The sequence below is a fragment of the Amycolatopsis sp. NPDC004772 genome, from assembly GCF_053601215.1.
In genome coordinates, this window is record NZ_JBSGBK010000018.1 from 101,852 (window position 1) to 121,688 (window position 19,837).

The 19,837-nt window shown below is 73.7% G+C and carries 23 protein-coding genes; 14 read left to right on the plus strand and 9 right to left on the minus strand.

From position 1 onward, the window contains the following. Positions 1 to 31 precede the first annotated feature (31 nt). Positions 32 to 184, plus strand: coding sequence for a hypothetical protein (locus ACWEF6_RS14605; protein WP_449683358.1), 153 nt, complete (start codon positions 32 to 34; stop codon positions 182 to 184). Here ACWEF6_RS14605 and ACWEF6_RS14610 read toward each other — a convergent pair. Further along, positions 181 to 690: a CGNR zinc finger domain-containing protein gene (locus tag ACWEF6_RS14610; RefSeq protein WP_449683359.1), complete on the minus strand. Its 510-nt coding sequence runs from the start codon at positions 688 to 690 to the stop codon at positions 181 to 183. The two genes, ACWEF6_RS14605 and ACWEF6_RS14610, sit on opposite strands and share 4 nt — an antisense overlap. Positions 691 to 716: 26 nt before the next feature. On the opposite strand from ACWEF6_RS14610, the gene ACWEF6_RS14615 reads away from it, so the two are divergent. Next, positions 717 to 881: a hypothetical protein gene (locus ACWEF6_RS14615; RefSeq protein ID WP_167455070.1), complete on the plus strand. Its 165-nt coding sequence runs from the start codon at positions 717 to 719 to the stop codon at positions 879 to 881. A gap of 2 nt (positions 882 to 883) precedes the next feature. On the opposite strand, the gene ACWEF6_RS14620 is transcribed toward ACWEF6_RS14615, so the two are convergent. Further along, positions 884 to 1,918 (minus strand): site-specific integrase, encoded by a 1,035-nt coding sequence (locus ACWEF6_RS14620; protein ID WP_449683360.1) that lies wholly within the window; start codon positions 1,916 to 1,918, stop codon positions 884 to 886. Between the two features lie 88 nt (positions 1,919 to 2,006). Between ACWEF6_RS14620 and ACWEF6_RS14625 the strand changes: the two genes are divergently transcribed. From ACWEF6_RS14625 to ACWEF6_RS14645, 5 genes are all read left to right on the plus strand, one after another. Then, positions 2,007 to 2,351 carry a YciI family protein gene (locus tag ACWEF6_RS14625; RefSeq protein WP_449683361.1) on the plus strand — a complete coding sequence of 115 codons (345 nt, stop codon included), beginning with the start codon at positions 2,007 to 2,009 and terminating at the stop codon, positions 2,349 to 2,351. Continuing rightward, positions 2,348 to 3,538 carry an RNA polymerase sigma factor gene (locus tag ACWEF6_RS14630; protein WP_449683362.1) on the plus strand — a complete coding sequence of 397 codons (1,191 nt, stop codon included), beginning with the start codon at positions 2,348 to 2,350 and terminating at the stop codon, positions 3,536 to 3,538. The genes ACWEF6_RS14625 and ACWEF6_RS14630 overlap by 4 nt, the downstream gene beginning before the upstream one ends. Positions 3,539 to 3,717: 179 nt before the next feature. Then, the gene (locus ACWEF6_RS14635) at positions 3,718 to 4,809 is read left to right on the plus strand and encodes a hypothetical protein (RefSeq protein WP_449683363.1); all 1,092 of its coding nucleotides are present in this window, start codon (positions 3,718 to 3,720) and stop codon (positions 4,807 to 4,809) included. A gap of 9 nt (positions 4,810 to 4,818) precedes the next feature. Continuing rightward, positions 4,819 to 5,169, plus strand: a complete 351-nt coding sequence (locus tag ACWEF6_RS14640; protein ID WP_449683364.1) for an ArsR/SmtB family transcription factor — start codon at positions 4,819 to 4,821, stop codon at positions 5,167 to 5,169. Next, complete coding sequence (locus tag ACWEF6_RS14645; RefSeq protein ID WP_449683365.1) at positions 5,166 to 5,600, plus strand: SRPBCC family protein; 435 nt, start codon at positions 5,166 to 5,168, stop codon at positions 5,598 to 5,600. The genes ACWEF6_RS14640 and ACWEF6_RS14645 overlap by 4 nt, the downstream gene beginning before the upstream one ends. A 95-nt stretch (positions 5,601 to 5,695) precedes the next feature. Here ACWEF6_RS14645 and ACWEF6_RS14650 read toward each other — a convergent pair whose 3' ends face one another. Beyond that, positions 5,696 to 6,628 (minus strand): AraC family transcriptional regulator, encoded by a 933-nt coding sequence (locus ACWEF6_RS14650; RefSeq protein WP_449683366.1) that lies wholly within the window; start codon positions 6,626 to 6,628, stop codon positions 5,696 to 5,698. Positions 6,629 to 6,710: 82 nt separating this feature from the next. Here ACWEF6_RS14650 and ACWEF6_RS14655 point away from each other — a divergent pair, with 82 nt between their 5' ends. After that, positions 6,711 to 7,532: an NmrA family transcriptional regulator gene (locus ACWEF6_RS14655; RefSeq protein WP_449683367.1), complete on the plus strand. Its 822-nt coding sequence runs from the start codon at positions 6,711 to 6,713 to the stop codon at positions 7,530 to 7,532. Between the two features lie 17 nt (positions 7,533 to 7,549). Further along, complete coding sequence (locus ACWEF6_RS14660; protein ID WP_449683368.1) at positions 7,550 to 8,008, plus strand: anthrone oxygenase family protein; 459 nt, start codon at positions 7,550 to 7,552, stop codon at positions 8,006 to 8,008. On the opposite strand, the gene ACWEF6_RS14665 is transcribed toward ACWEF6_RS14660, so the two are convergent. Genes ACWEF6_RS14665 through ACWEF6_RS14685 form a run of 5 tightly spaced genes read right to left on the minus strand, consistent with a single transcriptional unit; the run spans position 8,005 to position 11,949 of the window. Continuing rightward, a complete protein-coding gene (locus tag ACWEF6_RS14665) occupies positions 8,005 to 8,490 on the minus strand; it encodes an AraC family transcriptional regulator (RefSeq protein ID WP_449683369.1) in 486 nt (161 codons plus the stop codon). The genes ACWEF6_RS14660 and ACWEF6_RS14665 overlap by 4 nt on opposite strands. Next, positions 8,490 to 8,825 (minus strand): YciI family protein, encoded by a 336-nt coding sequence (locus tag ACWEF6_RS14670; RefSeq protein ID WP_449683370.1) that lies wholly within the window; start codon positions 8,823 to 8,825, stop codon positions 8,490 to 8,492. The genes ACWEF6_RS14665 and ACWEF6_RS14670 overlap by 1 nt, the downstream gene beginning before the upstream one ends. Before the next feature lies 1 nt (position 8,826). Next, a complete protein-coding gene (locus tag ACWEF6_RS14675) occupies positions 8,827 to 9,585 on the minus strand; it encodes an alpha/beta fold hydrolase (protein WP_449683371.1) in 759 nt (252 codons plus the stop codon). Further along, entirely contained in the window at positions 9,582 to 10,856 is a 1,275-nt protein-coding gene (locus tag ACWEF6_RS14680; protein ID WP_449683372.1) for an RNA polymerase sigma factor, read from the minus strand. Before ACWEF6_RS14680 ends, ACWEF6_RS14675 begins: the two co-directional genes overlap by 4 nt. Before the next feature lie 22 nt (positions 10,857 to 10,878). Continuing rightward, positions 10,879 to 11,949, minus strand: coding sequence for a TetR/AcrR family transcriptional regulator (locus tag ACWEF6_RS14685; RefSeq protein WP_449683373.1), 1,071 nt, complete (start codon positions 11,947 to 11,949; stop codon positions 10,879 to 10,881). An 86-nt stretch (positions 11,950 to 12,035) separates the two neighbouring features. On the opposite strand from ACWEF6_RS14685, the gene ACWEF6_RS14690 reads away from it, so the two are divergent. Then, entirely contained in the window at positions 12,036 to 13,211 is a 1,176-nt protein-coding gene (locus ACWEF6_RS14690) for a cytochrome P450 family protein (protein WP_449683374.1), read from the plus strand. On the opposite strand, the gene ACWEF6_RS14695 is transcribed toward ACWEF6_RS14690, so the two are convergent. Further along, positions 13,194 to 13,970, minus strand: a complete 777-nt coding sequence (locus ACWEF6_RS14695; protein WP_449683375.1) for a TetR/AcrR family transcriptional regulator — start codon at positions 13,968 to 13,970, stop codon at positions 13,194 to 13,196. The genes ACWEF6_RS14690 and ACWEF6_RS14695 overlap by 18 nt on opposite strands. Before the next feature lie 80 nt (positions 13,971 to 14,050). On the opposite strand from ACWEF6_RS14695, the gene ACWEF6_RS14700 reads away from it, so the two are divergent. From ACWEF6_RS14700 to ACWEF6_RS14715, 4 genes are read left to right on the plus strand one after another with little or no spacing between them, the layout of a single operon-like run. Further along, positions 14,051 to 14,977 carry an ATP-binding cassette domain-containing protein gene (locus ACWEF6_RS14700; RefSeq protein WP_449683376.1) on the plus strand — a complete coding sequence of 309 codons (927 nt, stop codon included), beginning with the start codon at positions 14,051 to 14,053 and terminating at the stop codon, positions 14,975 to 14,977. Beyond that, the gene (locus ACWEF6_RS14705; protein WP_449683377.1) at positions 14,974 to 15,756 is read left to right on the plus strand and encodes an ABC transporter permease; all 783 of its coding nucleotides are present in this window, start codon (positions 14,974 to 14,976) and stop codon (positions 15,754 to 15,756) included. Before ACWEF6_RS14700 ends, ACWEF6_RS14705 begins: the two co-directional genes overlap by 4 nt. A gap of 44 nt (positions 15,757 to 15,800) precedes the next feature. Beyond that, complete coding sequence (locus ACWEF6_RS14710; RefSeq protein WP_449683386.1) at positions 15,801 to 18,299, plus strand: DEAD/DEAH box helicase; 2,499 nt, start codon at positions 15,801 to 15,803, stop codon at positions 18,297 to 18,299. Beyond that, positions 18,296 to 19,381, plus strand: coding sequence for an SWIM zinc finger family protein (locus ACWEF6_RS14715; RefSeq protein ID WP_449683378.1), 1,086 nt, complete (start codon positions 18,296 to 18,298; stop codon positions 19,379 to 19,381). The genes ACWEF6_RS14710 and ACWEF6_RS14715 overlap by 4 nt, the downstream gene beginning before the upstream one ends. The last annotated feature ends 456 nt before the right edge of the window (positions 19,382 to 19,837 follow it).

A 19,837-nucleotide genomic window follows, 5' to 3' on the forward strand; every position in this document is an offset into this window, starting at 1 on the left:
CCCGCACGTTGGATGCGGCGTTGTGGCCCGCGTGCGGAAGGACCTGTCCCCGGCGATCGCCAATCTGCCCGACGGCCGCCTCGAAGCACGCCCCTACGCCGACGCCAAGGCCAGCCCCGCCGAGCGTGACCAGGCCGTCGCCTGCGTCGAAGCCGCGGTCACGGCCGGGCTCCTGGCCCCCTAGGCGCTGACCTGCCGGGCCCGGTGCTCGGCGACGTGCACCCGCGTCGCACACCGCGTCGAGCAGAACCGCCGGCGGCCGTTGCGCGAGGTGTCCACATACGCCGTTTCGCAGCCTTCGCGGCTGCAGATGCCCAGGCGATCCGGGGCTTCGCACACCAGGTGGGCCAGCCCGCCCGCGGTGTACGCGCGGACGCGGCCGACCGGCCCGGCGTCCTCCGCCGAGTAGTGCAGGTGGGGCGGCTTGCCGTCGTGGGTGGTGATGTACGGGCGGCACGCCGCTTCGGCCAGCAGCTCGTTGACCAGGTCCGGGCGGGCGGTGACGTCGGCGGCGAACACCGGGCGCAGCCGGGTGGCCCACGCGCCGATCAGCGTCGCTTCGCCGTCGGTCAGGGCCTTGATCGCCATGCCGTTGCGGACCATCCCGTCGAGCAGCTCGCTCGCGGAACCGGCGTTGACCAGGTCGGCGGCCACCAGCGCGGCCGGACCGCCGTAAGGGTTGAAGTGCACAAAGTCATTACACCACGATCGGGGGCATGGACCGGAACCGTTGCCCCCGCTGCGGCTGGCCGCTCGCCGAACTCCCGGCGGCCGCGGCGCAGCCCGTCACCCCTCGGCTCGACTACGTGCGCTGCGTCTGCGGCAGCTGGCTCGCCCGGTGGGACGGCGAAGTCGTCGGCGCGACCCGATCGGCGCCGTGAACTCAGAGGTCGAGCGCGCCCGCCGCGTTGTCGTTCCACTGGTCGACGCGGCGGATGTACTCGTAGAGCGCCCGGCTGCCGCGCACCCAGCGGCCCTGGTCGGCGATCGCGAGGTCGTCGGCCCCGGCTCGGCGGGCCTCGGTGGCGAACCCGGACCGCAGCGAGTGGCCGGTGACCGGGTACGGCAGCCCCGCGCGGACGCCCGCCCGGGTGAGGATCTGGTTGACGCCGGTCGTGGTCAGCGCGGGTTCACCGACGTTGCCGTGCCGATCCACCCGGCGGAACGCCGGCCCCTCGGCGAGCCCCGCACCCGACCGCCACGCGTGCCACGCCCGCACCGGGTCGGTGTCGGGGCTTTCCCGCCGCGGGACGACCATGTCGCCGGTGCTCTTGCCGTGCCGGACCGTCACCGCGAGCCCCCGGTCGTCGACCGGCTGCACGTCGGTGACCAGCAGGTTCGCCAGGTCGGAGCAGCGGGCGGCGATGGGGAAGCCGATCAGCAGCATCGCCCGGTCGCGCGCGCCGGCGAGGGTGTCCGGGCACGCTCGTGACATCGCCCGCAGGTCGGCGAGGGTGACCATGGTGGCCTTGCCGCGGCCGCGCTGAACGCCCTCGCGCGCGAGCCGCTGCCGGTAGCCCTTCAGTGCCCGCCACGCGGCGCGGCTGGCTTCGGGATCGACGATCACCTTGTGGTGGCGCAGCCCGGCGAGCGCACCGGTGAGACGTCGCTCGATGGTCGACGGCGCCGCCGGGGCCGCCCGTTCGGGGACGTCGGGCACGGCCCGTTCGCCCGGCCGCAGCGTGCGGCCGCGTTCCAGCCACACGACGAATCCGGTCAGTGCGCCGATCGTCGCCGACAGCGGCGGGATCCCGGCTTCGGCGGTGTAGTCCTGCCACACCTGCCAGTCCTGGGCGTAGGCCTTGAGCGTGTTGGGCGGCCGCTGCTCGTCGACGTGCCGGGCGGCGGCCTCGTCCAGCAGCGCCAGCCGCTCGCGGGCGCTCAGCGCGGCGTCGGTCACCGGTTCCAGCTCGGGCACGCGCCGAGGTTACGGGATCCCGGTAGGTTCCCGTGTCGATCCACGCGGGTGCCGTTCGTATCAGCGGTAAGACACCGAGGAGGACGACATGAAGCAGTACCTGCTCAGCATCTACCAGCCCGACGGCCCGACCCCGCCGCCGGAGGTCCTGGACGGGATCGTGCGCAAGCTCGACACGCTCAACGCCGATCTCAAGGCGGCCGGGGCCTGGGTGTTCGCCGGCGGGCTGCACCCGCCCTCGACCGCCACCGTGCTGCGGGCCGGCGACGGCGACACCCTCGTCACCGACGGCCCCTACACCGAAGGCAAGGAACACCTCGGCGGGTTCACCATCATCACCGCGCCCGACCTCGACGCCGCGCTCACCTGGGGTGGCCGGCTCGCCGACGCCGTCGCCCCGCTGCCGGTCGAGGTGCGGCCGTTCCAGGGGTGAGCGTCGAGGACGTCTTCGCCGCGGAGTACGGCCGGGCCGTGTCGGTGCTCGTGCGGGTCTTCGGGGACATCGACGTCGCCGAAGAGGCCGTGCAGGACGCGTTCGCCGAGGCGGTCCGGCGGTGGCCTTCGGCCGGGCTCCCGCCGAGCCCGGCGGGCTGGATCATCACCACCGCCCGCAACCGCGCCATCGACCGGCTGCGGCGGGAGGCCGCCCGGGCGGACAAGCACGCCCAGGCGGCTCTGCTGCACGCGGAGACCGAGCCCGTGGAGGAGGGCGCCGTGCCCGACGAACGGCTCCGGCTGATCTTCACCTGCTGCCACCCGGCGCTGGCCCGGCCCGCGCAGGTCGCGTTGACATTGCGGCTGCTCGGCGGCCTGACGACGGGCCAGATCGCGGCCGCGTTCCTGGTCGCCGAGCCCACGATGGCCCAGCGGATCGTCCGGGCGAAGAACAAGATCCGCGACGCGGGCATCCCGTACCGCGTCCCGCGGGACGCCGACCTGCCCGCGCGGCTGGCCGCGGTGCTCGCCGTGCTGTACCTGATCTTCAACGAGGGGTACGCGGCCAGCGCGGGGGAGGAGCTGATCCGCGCCGAGCTGTGCCGGGAAGCGATCCGGCTGACCCGCGTCCTGGCCGGGCTGATGCCCGACGAGCCCGAGGTGCAGGGCCTGCTCGCGACGATGCTGCTGATCGACGCCCGCCGCGAGACGCGCACGACCGCGTCCGGTGCCGTCGTGCTGCTGGCCGACCAGGACCGGTCGCGCTGGGACGCCGGCCTGATCGCCGAAGGCCGGGAGATCGTCCGCCGCTGCCTGCGCCGCAACCAGCCGGGCCCGTACCAGATCCAGGCGGCGATCCAGGCCGTGCACAGCGACGCGCCCACGGACTGGTCCCAGGTCAAGGCGCTGTACGACCAGCTGGTGGCCCACACGCCGACGCCGGTGGTGGCGTTGAACCGGGCGGTGGCGGTCGCCGAGGTCGACGGTCCGTTCGTGGCGCTGGAGCTGGTCGAGGAGCTCGATCTGCCGCGGTTCCCGCTGTTCCACGCGATCCGGGCGGATCTGCTCGCGCGGGTGGATCGCCCGGAGGAGGCCGCCGCGGCCTACACGACGGCCATCGAGCTCACCGGCAACACCGCGGAACGGACTCTGCTGGAACGGAAGCGCGCGTCAACCCTGGGTTGACATTTCGAGGGGTCCTAGTTTTTCGAGCCCCGATCCGACCCTTGTCAGTCCCTCGGTCATCTGTCTGGTTCTGGGTTAGGATATGTGACCTTATCCAAACTCAGAGCTGTTGCCGCTTATCTTTTAATTTTGAACAGGTAAATCTAGTTCTGATTAGAAGCTTTGGTAGAGTCCTGATCATGACAGAAGACGCTGGTCAGGTGCGGGTGTGCGAGTACCGGAGGTGTGGAGCGCCGCTGCCGCCGGCGGTGGGGCGGGGAAGCCGGGCGCGGTTCTGCCAGGACGGGAAAACCTGGGGCCGGCGCAACCTCAGCTGCCGGGACGCCGAGGCCGTGCTCGCGGACGCGGAGTCGCTGCGGGAGAGCGACACCGAGCTGGACGACACCGCCGTCACCGCGCTCGCCGGTCAGGTCGACCGCGTCCTCGAACCGGCCCGTGGGCTGGTCGAGACCCTCACGACACTGCGCCACCAGCTCGAGGCGACGACCGCCACCGCCCTGGCCGAACGCGACGCGGCCCTGGCCGAGGCCGACGACCACCGGCTGCAGCGTGGCCGTGCGGAAGCCGAAGCCGCCCAGGCCCGGGACATCGCCGAGACCGCGGTCGCCAAGGCCGCCGCGGCGGAGCGGGACAAAGCGGCCGCGCTGAGGGAGCGCGATGAGGAGCGTGCCACCCGGCGGGCTGCGGTTCAGGAGCAGCAGCGGGCCGAAGGGCAGCTGGCCGCGGTGCGCGACGAGCTCGCGCGGGTCGCCGATCGGGCCGACGCCTCCGCCGCCCTCGCCGGCGAACGGGCCGCGGTGATCGCGACGCTGACCGCCGAACTGGCCGCTGTCCGGGCGGCGCTCGAGGAGGAACGCGGGCGCGGGCAGGCCGCCGTCGCGCGGGCCGATGCCGTCCAGGAACGGCTCGACGCGGCCCGCGAGGACCACGCCAAGGTGGCCGCGGCGCTGGATTCCGCCCGTGACGACCATGCGAAGGTGACCGCAGCGCTCGCCGCCGCTCGCGATGAGCACGCCACGGCGATGGCGGCGCACGAAGCGGCCCGTGCCGGGTTCGACCAGCGGCTCGCCGAGCTGCAGGCGGGGCACGAACAGACCGTCCGGTCGATGCACGAAACCACCACGAACCTCGGCGCCGACCTGCGGGCCACGTCCAGCCGGGCCGAAGCGGCCGAGCGCGAGCTGGCCGATGTGCTCAGCGCCTTGCGTGCCACGCCCGAGCTGCCCGCAACACTTAAGCGATTACTTGACCGTCAGGCGTCGCAGCATTAACTTAAGTAGGTGCTTAACCATGAAGAGTCGCTGGACCTGGTGTTCCGCGCCCTGGGTGATCGGACCCGGCGGGCGCTGGTGGAGCGGCTCGTGCGCGGCCCGGCGTCGGTCAGCGAGCTCGCCGAGCCGCTGACCATGTCGCTCGCCGCCGTCGTGCAGCACCTGCAGGTGCTGGAGACTGCCGGGATCGTGCGGTCGGAGAAGGTCGGCCGCGTCCGCACCTGCCGGATCGAACCGGCGGTGCTGCGCACGGGCGAGCAGTGGCTGGGGCGGCAGCGCACCACGTGGGAGAGCAGGCTCGACCGGCTCGGCGACTTCCTCGCCGAGCCGCCCGGAACGTCGGAAGGGAGCACGTCATGACCGTCTTGCACAGCACGTTCAGCCTGGAGCGCACCTACCCGGTCCCGCCGGAGCGGGTGTTCGCCGCCTGGGCCGACCCGGAGGCGAAGAAGCGCTGGTTCGCGGCCACGGCGGAGCACGAGCTGGACTTCCGCGTCGGCGGCCGGGAGACCATCGACGCCCGCACTCCCGCCGGCGGCCCGATGACCTTCGTCGCGACCTTCCACGACATCGTGCCCGAGCAGCGGATCGTGTTCTCCGGCACGCTCACCGGCGACGGCGCGCTCGCGACGGTCTCGACCACGACCGTGGAACTGCTCGCCGAAGGTGAGGGCACGCGGCTGGTGCTCACCGAGCAGGACACGTTCCTGGACGGCGCCGAGAAGCCGGAGTGGCGCGAGCAGGGCACCGGCGAGTGGCTCGACCGGCTCGGTGGCGAACTGAAGTCCTGATCAGCCCGTCACCAGGGGAATCTCGGGCGCCGGAACCACGGCCGCGGGCTGTCCCGCTTGGACCGCCCACATCTGCCCTTTTCGGTGATCCGCGGTCATGACGTCCGGGTCCGGTAGTGCTGCGGACTGACGCCGAACTCGCGCTTGAAGGCCGCGCTGAGGGCGAACGCGCTGCCGTAGCCGACCTGGCGGGCGATCGAGGCGATCGTCGTCTCCGGGTGCTGGCGGAGCAGGTCCGCGGCCAGGGCGAGCCGCCACCCGGTCAGGTACGCCATCGGGGTCTCGCCCACCGCGGCGGCGAAGCGGCGGGCCAGCGCGGCGCGGGACACGCCGACGTCCGCCGCGAGCTTGGCGACCGTCCACGGTTCGGCCGGCTGGTGCTGCAGCAGCCGCAGCGCCTGGCCGACCACCGGGTCCTCGTGCGCCCGGTACCACGCCGGGGCGCTGGTGTCCGGCCGGTCGAACCACGCCCGCAGCGCGGCGATCAGCAGCAGGTCCAGCAGCCGGTCCAGGACGGCTTCCTGCCCCGGGACGTCCCGGCCGATCTCGGTGGCCAGCAGCCCCACCAGCGGGGTCGGCCAGTCGGCGGCGCGCAGGACGATCAGCGCGGGCAGTGCGGCGATGAGCTTTCTGCTGATTTCGCCTTCCATGCCGTAGGTGCCGGTGAGCAGCACGACCGGGCCGCCGGTGCCCCAGGTGCGGACGCCGAGGTCGGCGTAGGCGGTCAGGTGCCCGCCGTCGGGGGTGCGGCATTCCTGGCCGGGCAGGATCAGCGCCTGCGGTGGTGTCGACGGGTGGTCGGCGACCAGGTACGGCTCCGGGCCGCGGGCGATCGCGACGTCGCCTTCGCCCAGCAGGACGCCTTCGCCGTCGTCGGGCACGATCCACGCTTCGCCGCGCACCACCGACACCACGGTCAGCGGCGCCCGGTCTTCGATGCGCAGCGACCACGGCGGGGTCAGTACCGAGCGCAGGAGGAACGCGCCGTGGGCGCGAGGGCCGTCGAGGAGAGCGGCAAGCGGGTCCATGCGCACGACTGTAGACGCTGGAACATGCGATCAAGGCTTTGAACCATGGAGAGTCTCACTGCGAGTCGCTTGACTGAACGGCATGACAACGAACTTCCTGGTGGTGGGCGGCACCGGCAAGACCGGGCGCCGGGTGGCGGACCGGCTGCGCGAGCGCGGCGAGCAGGTGAGGATCACGTCCCGGCGAGGGTCGCCGCCGTTCGACTGGAGCGACCGCGGGACCTGGGCGGAGGTGCTCACGGGCGTCGACGCGGTGTATCTGACCTACTACCCCGATCTGGTGGTGCCGCAGGCGGCTGACGACCTCCGGGCGTTCACCGGGCTCGCGGTGGCGGCCGGCGTGCGGCACCTGGTGCTGCTGTCCGGCCGCGGTGAAGAAGAAGCCGAGGCGTGCGAAGGGATCGTGCGGGAGGCCGGGACCGGCTGGACGGTCCTGCGGTGCAGCTGGTTCGCGCAGAACTTCAGCGAGCACTTCCTGCTGGACGCCGTCCGGGCCGGGGAGATCGTGCTGCCGGCGGGGAGGGTGACGGAGCCGTTCGTCGACGTCCGCGACATCGCCGACGTCGCGGTCAAGGTGCTGACCGAGCCCGGTCACACCGGGCGGCGGTACGAGCTGACCGGGCCGCGGCTGCTGAGCTTCGCTGACGCGGCCGCGGAGATTGCTGCCGCCTCCGGGCGGGATGTCCGCTATGTTCCGGTTTCGGCCGGGGAGTTCGCGGCCGCGGCGGCGAGCCAGGGGGTGCCCGAGGAGGAGGTCGGCGCGCTGACCGAGCTGTTCGCCCGCGTCCTCGACGGCCGGAACGAGTCGGTGACGCACGACGTGGCGCGGGTGCTGGGCCGTCCGCCGACGGAGTTCGCCGAGTTCGCGCGGGAGGCCGCCGCGACCGGGGTCTGGACGCGGTGAAGGGGAAGGGGAAACCGATGGCGACGGTGGTGCTGGTGGCCGCGCTGGTCGCGGCGGGACTGATCGCGGGGTTGTTCTACGCCTACGCCTGCTCGGTGCTGCCGGGGCTGGCGCGCGGGGACGACAAGACTTTCGTCGAAGGCATGCGCGGGATCAACATCGCGATCATCAACCCGGTGTTCATGCTGACGTTCCTGGGGGCGCCGCTGCTGGCCGGGGTGGCGGTGTTCCTGCACTTCGGTTCGCCGTCCCTGCCGTGGGTGATCGCCGGGTTCGGCTGCCTGGCAGGGATGGTGCTGCTCACCGGCGCGGTGCACATCCCGCTGAACAACGCCCTCGACCGCGGCGGCGACGACTACGCGGCGGTGCGGGCGGCGTTCGAGACGGCGTGGGTGCGCTGGAACGTGCTGCGCGCCCTGGTGAGCACGGCGGGGTTCGGCTGCCTGGTCGGGGCCGTGCTCACCGGGCGCGGCTAGTCCTCGAGACGGAAGAGCAGGTCGGTGACCCACCGCGCGGGGTCGGGGACTTCGAGCGGGTTGGTGCGCAGGACTTCCAGCCGGCAGCCCCATTCCTCGCCGTCCGGGCCTTCGGTGCGGTCCCAGCTCAGGCCTTCGTCGGCACCCCAGGCGAGGACGGCTTCGGTGGCGGCGGCGAGGCCGTCGGGGGCACCGACGTAGGTGTCGAGGACGTACCGGCCCGCCGGGAGTTCGCCGAGGAAGGCGGGCTCGGCCGGCGTGTGGTCGCCGTCGATGGGAACGCCGGCTTCGACGGTGAACCGCATCCCCGGGTGCAGCACGCGGTAGCGGAAGAACGGCGCTCCGGCCGGGGCCACGCCGTGGGCGGCGAGGGTGCCGATGAGGGGCGGCAGCCGGTCGGCGATCCGCGGGAACTCCGGGATGGCGAGGGTGGCGCGCTCGGCGACGTAGCGCTGGGCGGGCCGTTCGACGACGGCCGGCATCAGGCGAAGTCCTCCGGTCCGAGCATCGGGCGGACCTCGATGCTGCCGTAGGTCGCCGCGGGGTGGCGGGCGGCGAGTTCGAGGGCTTCGTCGAGGTCGGCGCAGTCGAGGATGACGAAGCCGCCGATCTGTTCCTTGGCTTCGGTGAACGGCCCGTCGGTGAGCAGGACTTCGCCGTCGCGGACGCGGATCGTGGTGGCTTCCGTCGGCGGGCGCAGGCCACCACCGCCGCGGACGATGCCACGGCGTTCCACGTCTTCGCTCCAGCCGCCGCAGCCGTCGTTCGCGTGTTCTTCGGCGGTCTCGTCGCCGCAGATCATCAGCAGGTACTGCATGTCAGCATCCTTTCAGGACTTCGCGCAGGCGCGCGGCGAAAGCTTCGGCGTGGGTGTCGAACCCGCCGTGGCCACCGGGGAACACCTCGGTTTCGACGCCGAGGGCGGCGGCCAGCCCGAGGGCGGCCTGGTGGACCGGCAGCGCGGTGGACTCTTCGCCGACGGCGACCACCAGCCGCGCCGGCGTCGCCCGGAGTGCGTCGAGGTCGGGCTCGTAGGTGCCGGTCGCGGGCATGAGGTGGCCGAAGAAGTAGGCGAAGTTGCCTTCCGCGCGCGGATCGAGCGGCGGCGCGGGGTCGACGCCCACGACCTTCATGAACGCGGCGAAGGCGGCGGCGACGCCCTCGTCGCGGAACAGGGCCGGGATGTCGGGGCCGTCGGAGGCGGGCAGGTACCGGGTGACGGGCGGTTCGTGCAGCACGACCGTGCCGACGTCGGCCGGGTGGCGACGCACGAGTTCGAGCAGGGTGATCGCGCCGCCGCTGCTGGCCAGGACGTCGGCGGGGCCGACCTCGGCGAGCAGCCGGTGCACGTCGCCGGCGTGGTCGCCGACCGGGTCCGGGTCCGGGATGCCGTCGAGGGGGCTGCGGGACAGGCCGCGCGGGTCGAAGGTGACGACGGTGTGGTCTTCGGCCAGCAGCGGCCGCAGGTGCGTGAACACCTGGGCGTCGGCGGGTCCGCCGGGGACCAGCAGCAGTGCCGGGCCGGTGCCGTGGACGTCGTAGGTGAGGGTGGCGCCGGGGACGGCGAGGGTGGTCATGGGGCTTCCTCCGGTGGTCGGGTTCCACCAGCCCGACGAACGGCGTCGGCCGGGACCGACACGAGGTCCGAAATTCTTCGGGTGAGGTAGGTGCGTTCGGCTTCGGTGCCGGCCAGGTCGCGGGCTTTCCGGTACCAGCGGGCGGCTTCGGCGGGGCGGCCGAGCCGGCGGAGGAAGTCGGCGCGGGTGGCGGCCAGCAGGTGGTAACCCTCCAGCGGCAGGGTGTCGAGGAGGGCGAGCCCGGCTTCCGGGCCGTCGGCCATGCCGATCGCGATGGCCCGGTTGAGGTCGACGACGGCGCTGGGGACGTGCTTGCGCAGCTGGTCGTAGAGGCCGGCGATCTGGGGCCAGTCGGTGTCGGCGGCGCGGGCGGCGGTGGCGTGGCAGGCGGCGATGGCGGCCTGGATCTGGTACGGCCCGGGCCGGCGGCGGCGCAGCGCGGTCTCCAGGATCGTGGTGCCTTCCGCGATCGCGGCGGTGTCCCAGCGGCTGCGGTCCTGTTCTTCGAGGGGGACGAGGACGCCGTCGGTGTCGACGCGGGTGGTGCGGCGGGCGTGCTGCAGCAGCATCAGGGCGAGCAGGCCGAGGGCTTCGGGTTCGTCGGGCATCAGCCCGGCGAGGACGCGGGCGAGCCGGATCGCTTCGGCGGCGAGGTCCGGGCGGAGCAGGTCGGGGCCGGTGCTGGCGGAGTAGCCCTCGTTGAACGTCAGGTAGAGCACGCCGAGCACGGCAGTGGTGCGTTCGGGCAGCAGGTGGGCGGGTGGGACGCGGTAGGGGATGCGGGCGTGGCGGATCTTGCGCTTCACCCGCACCAGCCGCTGGGACATGGTCGCTTCGGGGACGAGGAAGGCGCGGGCGATCTCGGCGGTGGACAGGCCGGCGAGGGTGCGCAGGGCCAGCGCGACCTGGGCTTCGGTGGCCAGCGCGGGGTGGCAGCAGGTGAAGATGAGCCGCAGCCGGTCGTCGGTGACGCCGCTGTCGTCGGGTTCGGGTTCGTCGCGGACGTCCATGCGGCCGGCCTCCCTGAGCTTGGCGGCGCCGAGGGCGTCGCGGCGGAGCCGGTCGGTGGCGCGGTTGCGGGCGGCGGTGGTCAGCCAAGCACCCGGCCGAGCGGGGATGCCGTCGCGGGGCCACGTGCGCAGGGCCAGCGCGAAGGCTTCCTGGGCGCATTCCTCGGCGAGGTCCCAGTCGCCGGTGACCCGGATGAGGGTGGCCACGACCTGGCCCCACTCTTCGCGGAACGCCTCGGCGACCGCGGTCTCGACGTCCACCACCCGCTCCTTCCCGCCGGTTTCACCCTCCCGACGAACGGCCGGGCCCGGGACCGACAGCCGCCGCGTGACACGCCCCGAATCCTTCCGCGCGGGCGACGATCCGGCCGGTTTCGACGCGGACGGCCGTCTCGGTGGCGTCGCTGACCGCGGTGACGCCGGCGGCGGCCGCGAGAGCGCCGGTGGCGTCGCAGACCAGCCGCAGCCGGGACCGGGCGGGGGCGGTGATCGCCTGGTCGAGGCAGGCGCGCAGGTCGGCGACGGCGAGCCGGGCCAGCGGGGCGAGTTCGCCGGGGTCGCTGGTGACGAGCACGGCGGTGACGTCGGCGCCGGTGCGGACGGCTTCTTCGAAGGCGGCGGCGCGGTGCAGGCCCAGGACGGTGACGACGCCGTCGCCGGGCCGGAAGGTTTCGCCGGTGAGCAGGTCGGTGGCTTCCGGCGGGTTCCACGGCTGCCCGTCGGGGCGGGCCTGGGTGGTGATCGGCGGTTCGGCGGGCCAGTCGTCGGCCAGGCCGAGGTCGAGCAGGGCGGCGCAGGCGGTGACGAGGTGGAACGGTTCGCCGAAGCCGGGTGCGGCGGCGGCGAGCTGGCTCGCGCCGTGCAGCGTGGTGAGCGCGGCTTCGGCGACCCGGACGAGCCGGCGTCCCGGGTGGACGCGTTCGAGGGCGAGCCCGAGCAGGACGGCGTCGACCCGCATGAGCTGCGCGAACGGCCGGCGGGTGTGCTCGTCGGCGAGGACTTCGGGCAGCAGGTCGCGGGCGAGGCGGGCGTCTTCGCTGTCGCTGTCGGTGGCCAGCGGGAGCCGGGCGATCCAGGCGCGGGCGAATGCGGCCAGGACGTCGGCGGTGGTGGGGTCCGGGGGCGGGACGGCGAGGCGGGGGGCGCGTTCGGCGAGGTCGGCCAGGACCGCGAAGTAGAGGGCGCGTTTGCCGGGGAAGTTGGAGTAGACGGCGCCGCGGGTGAGTTCGGCGCGTTCGGCGATGACGTCGATCTTCGCCTCGCGGAAGCCGCGGCGGGCGAACTCGTCGCGGGCGGCGGTGAGCACCTTGGCGCGGTTGCGTTCCTGGGTTTCCGCCCTGCTGAGCCTGACCATCGTCCTCCTTGCCGTGGGATCGCGAGTCAAGATACCGTGACCACTGAGATGATTAGAACATCTGATTTCAACATCTGGAGTGGTGGATGACGCCCGAGATCGACCTGACCGACCCGAAGGTGCTCACCGACCCGTTCACCGCCTACGACCACGCGCGGGAACAGGGCGCGGTGGCCAAGCTGGTCATCCCCGGGTTCGGCCCGTTCTGGGCCCTGACCCGCTACACCGAAGCGCGCGCGATGCTGACCGACCCGCGGTTCGAGGTGAACTCCGGCAGCTTCCTGCGCCCGCCCGGCATTCCCGAGCACTGCCTGCGGTACCTGGAGACGATGTCGGAAAAGGACGGCCCGGAGCACCTGCGGCTGCGGCGGCTGGTGGCCCCGGCGTTCACCCCGAAGCGGGCCGCGCAGCTGCGGCCCCGGCTGGCGGTGATCACCGATCGGCTGCTCGACGAGCTGCCCGGGCACGCCGAGGACGGTGTCGTCGACCTGGTGCCGCACTTCGCGCGGCCGCTGCCGATCGACGTCATCTGCGAGCTGGTCGGCATTCCCGGCGCCGATCGGCCGCGCTGGCGGGAGTACGGGGCCGCCGTCGCGAGCGGGATGGGACCGGACTTCGCCGCGGCGATCCCGGCGATCGTCGAAGGCGCGAAGGAAGCCGTGGCGCGCAGCCGGGCCGAGCCGGGCGACGACCTGATCGGCGACCTGGTCCGGGTGCAGGAGGAGGACGGGGACCGGCTCACCGACACCGAGCTGGTCACCCTGGTCTGGCACCTGGTCCTGGGCGGTCAGACGCCGGTGAACCTCATCGCGAACGCTGTCGAGACCCTGCTGCGGCACCCGGACCAGCTGGCCCTCCTGTGTGCCGACGCCGGGTTGTGGCCGGGGGCGGTCGAGGAGCTGATGCGCTTCTGCAGTCCCCAGCTGCTGACCACGCCGAGATTCGCGCGCGAGGACGTCGAGATCGGCGGGGAGCTGATCCGCCGGGGTGAGCGGGTGACGGCGGCGATGGTGGCCGCCGACCGCGACCCGCGCGTCTTCGAAGACCCGGACCGGTTCGACATCACCCGCTCGGGGCCGGCGCAGCTGGGCTTTTCGCACGGGCCGCACTTCTGCCTGGGTGCCTCGATCTCGCGGGTGCAGACCGAGGTGGCGTTGTCGGCGCTGTTCGCGCGCTTCCCGGACCTGGCGCTGACCGAGGACGTCCCGCGGGCGCCCGACGGCGGGACCTGGCGGCCGGCGCGGCTACTGCTGTCGCTGTGAGATGAGCGCTTCGATGCCGTCGAGGACGCGGGCCAGGCCGAAGCGGAAGGTGTGGGCCGGGTTCTCGGCGGCGTTGTGGGCCTCGCCGGCGGCTTGGCCGACGCGGGAGGAGATCGGGTAGTGCGCCGCGTCGGCGGCCGGGATGCCGGCCAGCACCGGCCAGGCGCGCTCCCACCACTGGGCGTCGGTCATCCCGGTGGCGCGGACCAGGCGGGCGTTGTCGAGGGAGCTGCGCGCGGTGGTGCGGACCAGGCCGGTGACGAGGGCGACCACGGCGTCCATCTCGACGTCGCCGAGGCCGATGCCGTCGATCGCGCGCAGCTCCCGCTCGTACTTGGCGAAGCTGTGCGGGCCCAGCGCCGAGCGGCTGGTGGTGACCTCCAGCAGCCAGGGGTGGCGGTGGAACAACGCCCACTGGTCTTCGGCGATGGCGGTCAGCGCCGCCCGCCAGCCGGGTTCCTCGCCGAGGGGGCCCAGTTCGCCGTGGACGTGGTCGATCATCAGGTCGAGCAGCTCGGCCCGGCCGGGGACGTAGGTGTAGAGCGACATGGGGGAGACGCCGAGCTGCTCGGCGACGCGGCGGATGGTGACGGCGTCGATGCCGTCGGCGTCGGCCAGGGCCACCGCGGCGCGGACGACGTCGGCGGTGGCCAGTTTGGGTTTCGGACCGCGGCGCGGGGGCGCCGGGACACCCCAGAGCAGCTCGATCGCCCGCCGCGGGTCGCCGTCACCGTTCTCCTGCGTGCTCACGACGGCCATTCTGCCCACCTGATTTCCGTACAACGTACAGAGTTGTGCTAACCTCTTCTTCGTACACTGTACAGAGTTAAAGGGGCAGGATGACTCCGCAGATCCACGCCGAGGGACTTCGCAAGCGCTACGGCGACGCGTACGCCCTCGAGGGGTTCGATCTCTCCGTCCCGGCCGGCACCCTCTGCGGCCTGCTGGGACCCAACGGCGCGGGCAAGACCACCGCGGTCCGCGTGCTCTCCACGCTGCTGCGTCACGACGGCGGCGTCGCCCGGGTGGCCGGGTACGACGTCGCCACCGAACCGGCGAAGGTGCGTTCGGCGATCGGGCTGGTCGGGCAGCAGGCCGCCGTCGACGAAATCCTGTCCGGGCGGCAGAACCTGATCCTGTTCGGCCGGCTGCACCACCTGGGCCGCCGCGAGGCCACCCGCCGCGCCGACGACCTCCTGGAGCGATTCGGTCTCGCCGGCACCGGTGAGAAGCCGGTGTCGGCCTACTCGGGCGGGATGCGGCGGCGCCTGGACCTCGCCGCGTCGCTGCTGGCCGCCCCGCGGGTGCTGTTCCTCGACGAGCCGACGACCGGACTCGACCCGCGCAGCCGGCTGGAGGTCTGGCGGGCGGTCCGGTCGCTGGTCGCCGACGGGACGACCGTGCTGCTCACGACCCAGTACCTGGAGGAGGCCGACCAATTGGCCGACCGGATTTCCCTCGTCGAGCACGGCCGGGTGATCGCCGAAGGCACCCCGGCGGAGCTGAAGGGCTCGCTCGGGGCGACCCGGATCGAGCTGGTGCTGACCGATCCGGACGCCCTCGGTGCCGCGGCCGGGCTGCTCGCCCGGGTCACCGGGGCCGAGCCGGTCACCGACGAGCTGAGGGTGAGCGCGCCGGCCGAGCCGTCGATGCTGACCGACGTCGTGCGGGAGCTGGCGGCGGCCGAGCTGGCGTTCGCCGACGTGGCGCTGCGGCACCCGACGCTGGACGAAGTGTTCCTCGAGCTGACGGGGGTGGCGCGATGAGGTGGGCGATCGAAGACGGCTGGACGCTGACCCAGCGCTACCTGGCGCAGCTGGCCCGCCGCCCGGCTCGGCTGGCCGGGGTGGTGGCGTTCCCGATCCTGATGGTGCTGATCTTCGCCTACCTGCTCGGCGGCGGGATGAGCGTGCCCGGCGGCGGCTCCTACCAGGAGTTCCTGATGCCCGGGATGTTCGCGATGACCATGGCCTTCGGGCTGTCGGGGACGATGATCGCGGTGCTGGACGACACCGGCAAGGGCGTCACCGACCGGTTCCGGTCGCTGCCGATGGCACCCTCGGCGGTGTTCACCGGGCGGGTGGCGGCGGATCTGGTGAACGCCGTCCTCGCGCTGGCCGTGCTGGTCGGCTGCGGGTTCGCCGTCGGCTGGCGCCCGCACGGCAGCCTGGGCGAAACCATCGCGGCGCTGGGCCTGCTGCTCCTGCTGCGGACGGCGCTGGTGTGGGCCGGGATCTACCTGGGCCTGCTGACGTCGGATCCGTCGATGGTGTCGCTGGTGCAGACCCTCGAATTCCCGTTCGGGTTCCTCTCCGGCGCGTTCGTGGCGACCTCGACGATGCCGGCCTGGCTGGGCACCGTGGCAGAGTGGAACCCGTTGTCGTCCACGGTCACCGCGGCGCGGCTGCTGTTCGGCAACCCGGGCGCGGCCGGCACGTCCTGGGTGAGTGCGCACGCGGTGGCGATGGCCGTGGTCTGGCCGCTGGTGCTGCTGGCGGTGTTCGTGCCGTTGACGGTGCGACGGTACGGGAGGCTGGGGAACTGAACGTCTGCTTCGCACCGGGCGAACCACCACGGGCGGGCCGCCTGCTGGTCGACGGCCGTGCACTGTCCATTGCGGACGGCCTGCCGGAACTGCTGGACGCCGGCGGGTTCTGGGCGACGGCGACGCAGGCGGCCTTGCGGCTGGTCGCGGCCGGACGGCTGCTGCCGGGCGTCACCGAGGGCGGGCACGACGCCTGGCGCGTCGGCCCGCTGGAACCGGCGGAAGCGGCGTGGCTGCGGGACCTCGCGGCCGCGATGCCGCCGGACGAGCGGGCGCCGGGGCCGCTGCTGCGAGCGTTCCTCGACGCCGTCGCCGACACGCTGCCCCGCACACCCGCCGCGGCCAAGGCGGCCGGGACGCGGCTGTTCGCCGCCGTCGCACCCCAGCGCGCGGATTCCCTGCGCGACTGGGCCGACGAGCTGGCCGCCGGGCTGGATTCGGGCATCCGGGTGTCCCTGCGGGTGGAGGCACCGGAGGGCTTCGAGTCCGGCCGTCTGCACGCGGTGGTCCAAGTGCACAGCCTGGCCGATCCCGGGCAGCTCGCCGACGCGGCGCAGTTGTGGGAAACCGGGCGATTCGGGCCGCGGGCCCGCATCGACGTCCTGCTCGCGCTGCGCCGCGGCGCGCAGGTGTGGCCGGCGCTGAGCCCGCTGCTGACCTCGGCGGTGCCGGCCGAAGTGACCCTCGGCGAAGACGACGTCACCGAACTGGTCGCCACCGCGGGCCCCCGGCTGGCGGCCGCCGGGATCGACGTGCACTGGCCCGCCGAGCTGGCGGGCTCGCTGACCGCGCGGGCCGTCGTCCGCGCCGGCGACGACCCCGGCGACCTGCCCTCGTTCTTCGGCGGCGGTCGCGCCCTGGCGTTCGACTGGCAGCTCGCCCTGGGCGGTGAGGTGCTGACCGAGGCGGAGCTGGACGCCCTCGCCGAGGCGCGCCGCCCGGTGGTGCGGCTGCGCGAGAAGTGGGTGCTGGTCGATCCGGCGCTGGCAGCAAAGGCGCGGGAGCGGGCGCTCAAGCCGCTGAACCCGGTCGACGCGCTGGGGGCGGTGCTGTCGGGGACCACCGAAGTCGACGGCGAAGTGGTCGAGGTCGTCACCGGCGGCTGGCTGGCCCGGCTGCGGGAACGGCTGTCGCAGCCACCGCAACCCCAGGCACCCCCGGCCGGGCTGGCCGCGACGCTGCGGGACTACCAGCTGCGGGGGCTGCAGTGGCTGGCCACCGTCACCGGGCTCGGCCTCGGCGGGTGCCTCGCCGACGACATGGGCCTGGGCAAGACGGTCACGCTGATCGCGCTGCACCTGCACCGGGCGTCGGGGCCGACCCTGGTGGTGTGCCCGGCTTCGCTGCTGGGCAACTGGGAACGCGAGATCCGCCGGTTCGCCCCCGGTGTGCCGGTGCGGCGCTTCCACGGCAGCGCCCGGTCCCTCGACGAGCTCGACGGGTTCGTCCTGACCACCTACGGCACGCTGCGCACCGATCCCGCGCCGCTGGCCGCGGTGCGGTGGGGACTGCTGGTCGCCGACGAGGCCCAGCACGTCAAGAACCACCGCTCGGGCACGGCGAAGGCGCTGCGGCTGGTGCCGGCGGCGGCGCGGGTGGCGCTGACCGGGACGCCGGTGGAGAACACCCTCTCGGAGCTGTGGGCGATCCTCGACTGGACCGCGCCCGGGCTGCTGGGTTCGCTGAGCGAATTCCGGACGCGGTGGGCGAAGCCGATCGAGGCGGGCGACACCGCGGCGGCCGAGCGGCTGTCGCGGTTGCTGCGGCCGTTCCTGCTGCGACGGCGCAAATCCGACCCGGGGATCGCCCCCGAGCTGCCCGCGAAGACCGAGACCGACCGGCCGGTGGCCTTGAGCGCGGAGCAGGTGGCGCTGTACGAGGCGGTCGTGCGGGAGATGATGGCCGACATCGCCGCGAGCGACGGGATGGCCCGGCGCGGCCGGATCGTCAAGCTGCTGACCGCGCTCAAGCAGATCTGCAACCACCCCGCGCAGTACCTGAAGGAGCCGGGCGGCCGGTCGGGCAAGGTGGAGCTGCTCGACGAGCTGCTGGACACCATCCTCGCCACCGGCGGAGCGGTGCTGGTGTTCACCCAGTACGTCGCCATGGCCCGCCTGCTGGAGAAGCACCTGGCCGGGCGGGGGATCGCGACGCAGCTGCTGCACGGCGGGACCCCGGTGGCGCGCCGCGAGGAGCTGGTGGCCCGGTTCCAGAACGGCGAGGTGCCGGTGTTCCTGCTGTCGCTGAAGGCGGCCGGGACGGGCCTGAACCTCACCCGCGCCGACCACGTCGTGCACTTCGACCGCTGGTGGAACCCGGCGGTGGAGGACCAGGCGACCGACCGGGCGTACCGGATCGGGCAGACCCGGCCGGTCCAGGTGCACCGGCTCGTCGCCGAGGGCACCGTCGAGGACCGGATCGCGGCGATGCTGCGGGAGAAACGGGCGCTGGCCGAGGCGGTCCTGGCCGGCGGCGAGGCCGCGTTGACCGAACTGTCGGACACCGAGCTGGCCGAGCTCGTCGAACTGAGGAGCCGCGGATGAGCGACGATCGGGTACGCGGCTTCCCCGCGTTCGGCGCGGGCGGGCACCTGGCGCGTTCGTGGTGGGGCCGGGCGTGGGTGCGCGCGATGGAGGACACCGCGCTGGACCTGCGTCAGCTGAAGAAGGGCCGCAAGTACGCGGCGGCCGGCCTGGTCGGCCCGATCACGGTCAGCCCGGGCCGCATCGCGGCGACGGTCGAGGACGCCGACGGCGGCCCGTACCGCACGCAGCTGCGGCTGGCGGAGCTGTCGGAGGCGGATTGGACGCGGTTCCTCGACCGGGTGGCGTCCCGCGCGGGGCACCTGGCGGCCTTGATGGATCGCGACATGCCACCGGACCTCGTCGAGGCGGCCGGCGTCGACCTCCTGCCGGGGATCGGTGACCTCGACCCGGAGTGCGACTGCCCGGGCTGGGAGCTGCCCTGCCGCCACGCGGCGGCGTTGTCGTTCCAGGCTTCGTGGCTGCTCGACGCGGACCCGTTCCTGCTGTTGCTGATGCGCGGCAAGGGGGAGCGGGAGATCCGGTCCGAGCTGGAGAGCCGCACGGCACCGGTGGCGGTCGCCGAGCCGGCGGCGGACCGGGTACCGGGGGAGCTGCCGTCGCTCGACGCGTTCCGGCCGTCGGGCGCCCCGTCGATCCCGGCGGCGCCGGGCGTGCCTGCCTCGGCGTTCGCGCTGCTGGCGGAGAACGCGGCCGGCCGGGCGCGGGCGCTGCTGGCCGGACGGCCGTGGCCACGACGGCCGGACGCGGTCCGCTTGGCAGCGGAGTTCCCCGCGGTGGCGGAACGGCTGGGTGAGGGGGCGGCGTTCGCGCGGGCGGTGGCGGCGTGGCGCTTCGGCGGGCCGGACGGCCTGGAGGTGCTGGAAGCGGCCTGGACCCCACCGAAGGCGGTGGTGGCGGCCGCCCGGGCGGCCCTGGCGGAGGCCGAGGGGGAGCCGGTGTTCGAGCGGAACCGGTGCACGGTGGGTGCGGTGCAGCTGAGGCTGGATCGCCGCGGCCGGTGGCACCCGTACCGGCTCGAGGGGCAGGAGTGGTGGCCCGCGGGAGTGCCGGAGACCGACCCGGGCCTGCTGGTGGGCTGAGTCCGACCGCACCCGGGCGGGCCGCACGCAATCCAGCCCGCGCCTGCGAGGGCTGCCGGTGGGTGAGCCTGGCCAGGCCCGGCCGCGCGCAGCCCGACCGCGGCTGCCCGGGGTTGCTGGGCGGTCTGGCCAGGCTCCGGCCGCGCGCAACCCGACGGCGGCTGCCGGGCCTGCTCGTTCGCCGCGCCCGCTTCCACCCTCCGGGCCGCTCGCCTTCCGCCCTCCGGCCGCGGCTGCCTCCTCGGCCGGCGAGGTCGCGCCCACCCCGGCACCCAGCGTCCGGCCGCCGGTGGCCGGGCTGGATCCGCCAACTTTGCCGGTATCCAGCGCGGTACTCGTTGTCTCCTGTCCCCTGACGGCGGGTACCGCCGGGCCACTGGGGGTGCGGGGGGCCCGGGGGTTTCCCCCCCCCCCCCCCCGTTCTCCCCGGGTGCCCCCCCCTTTGTAAAAAAACCC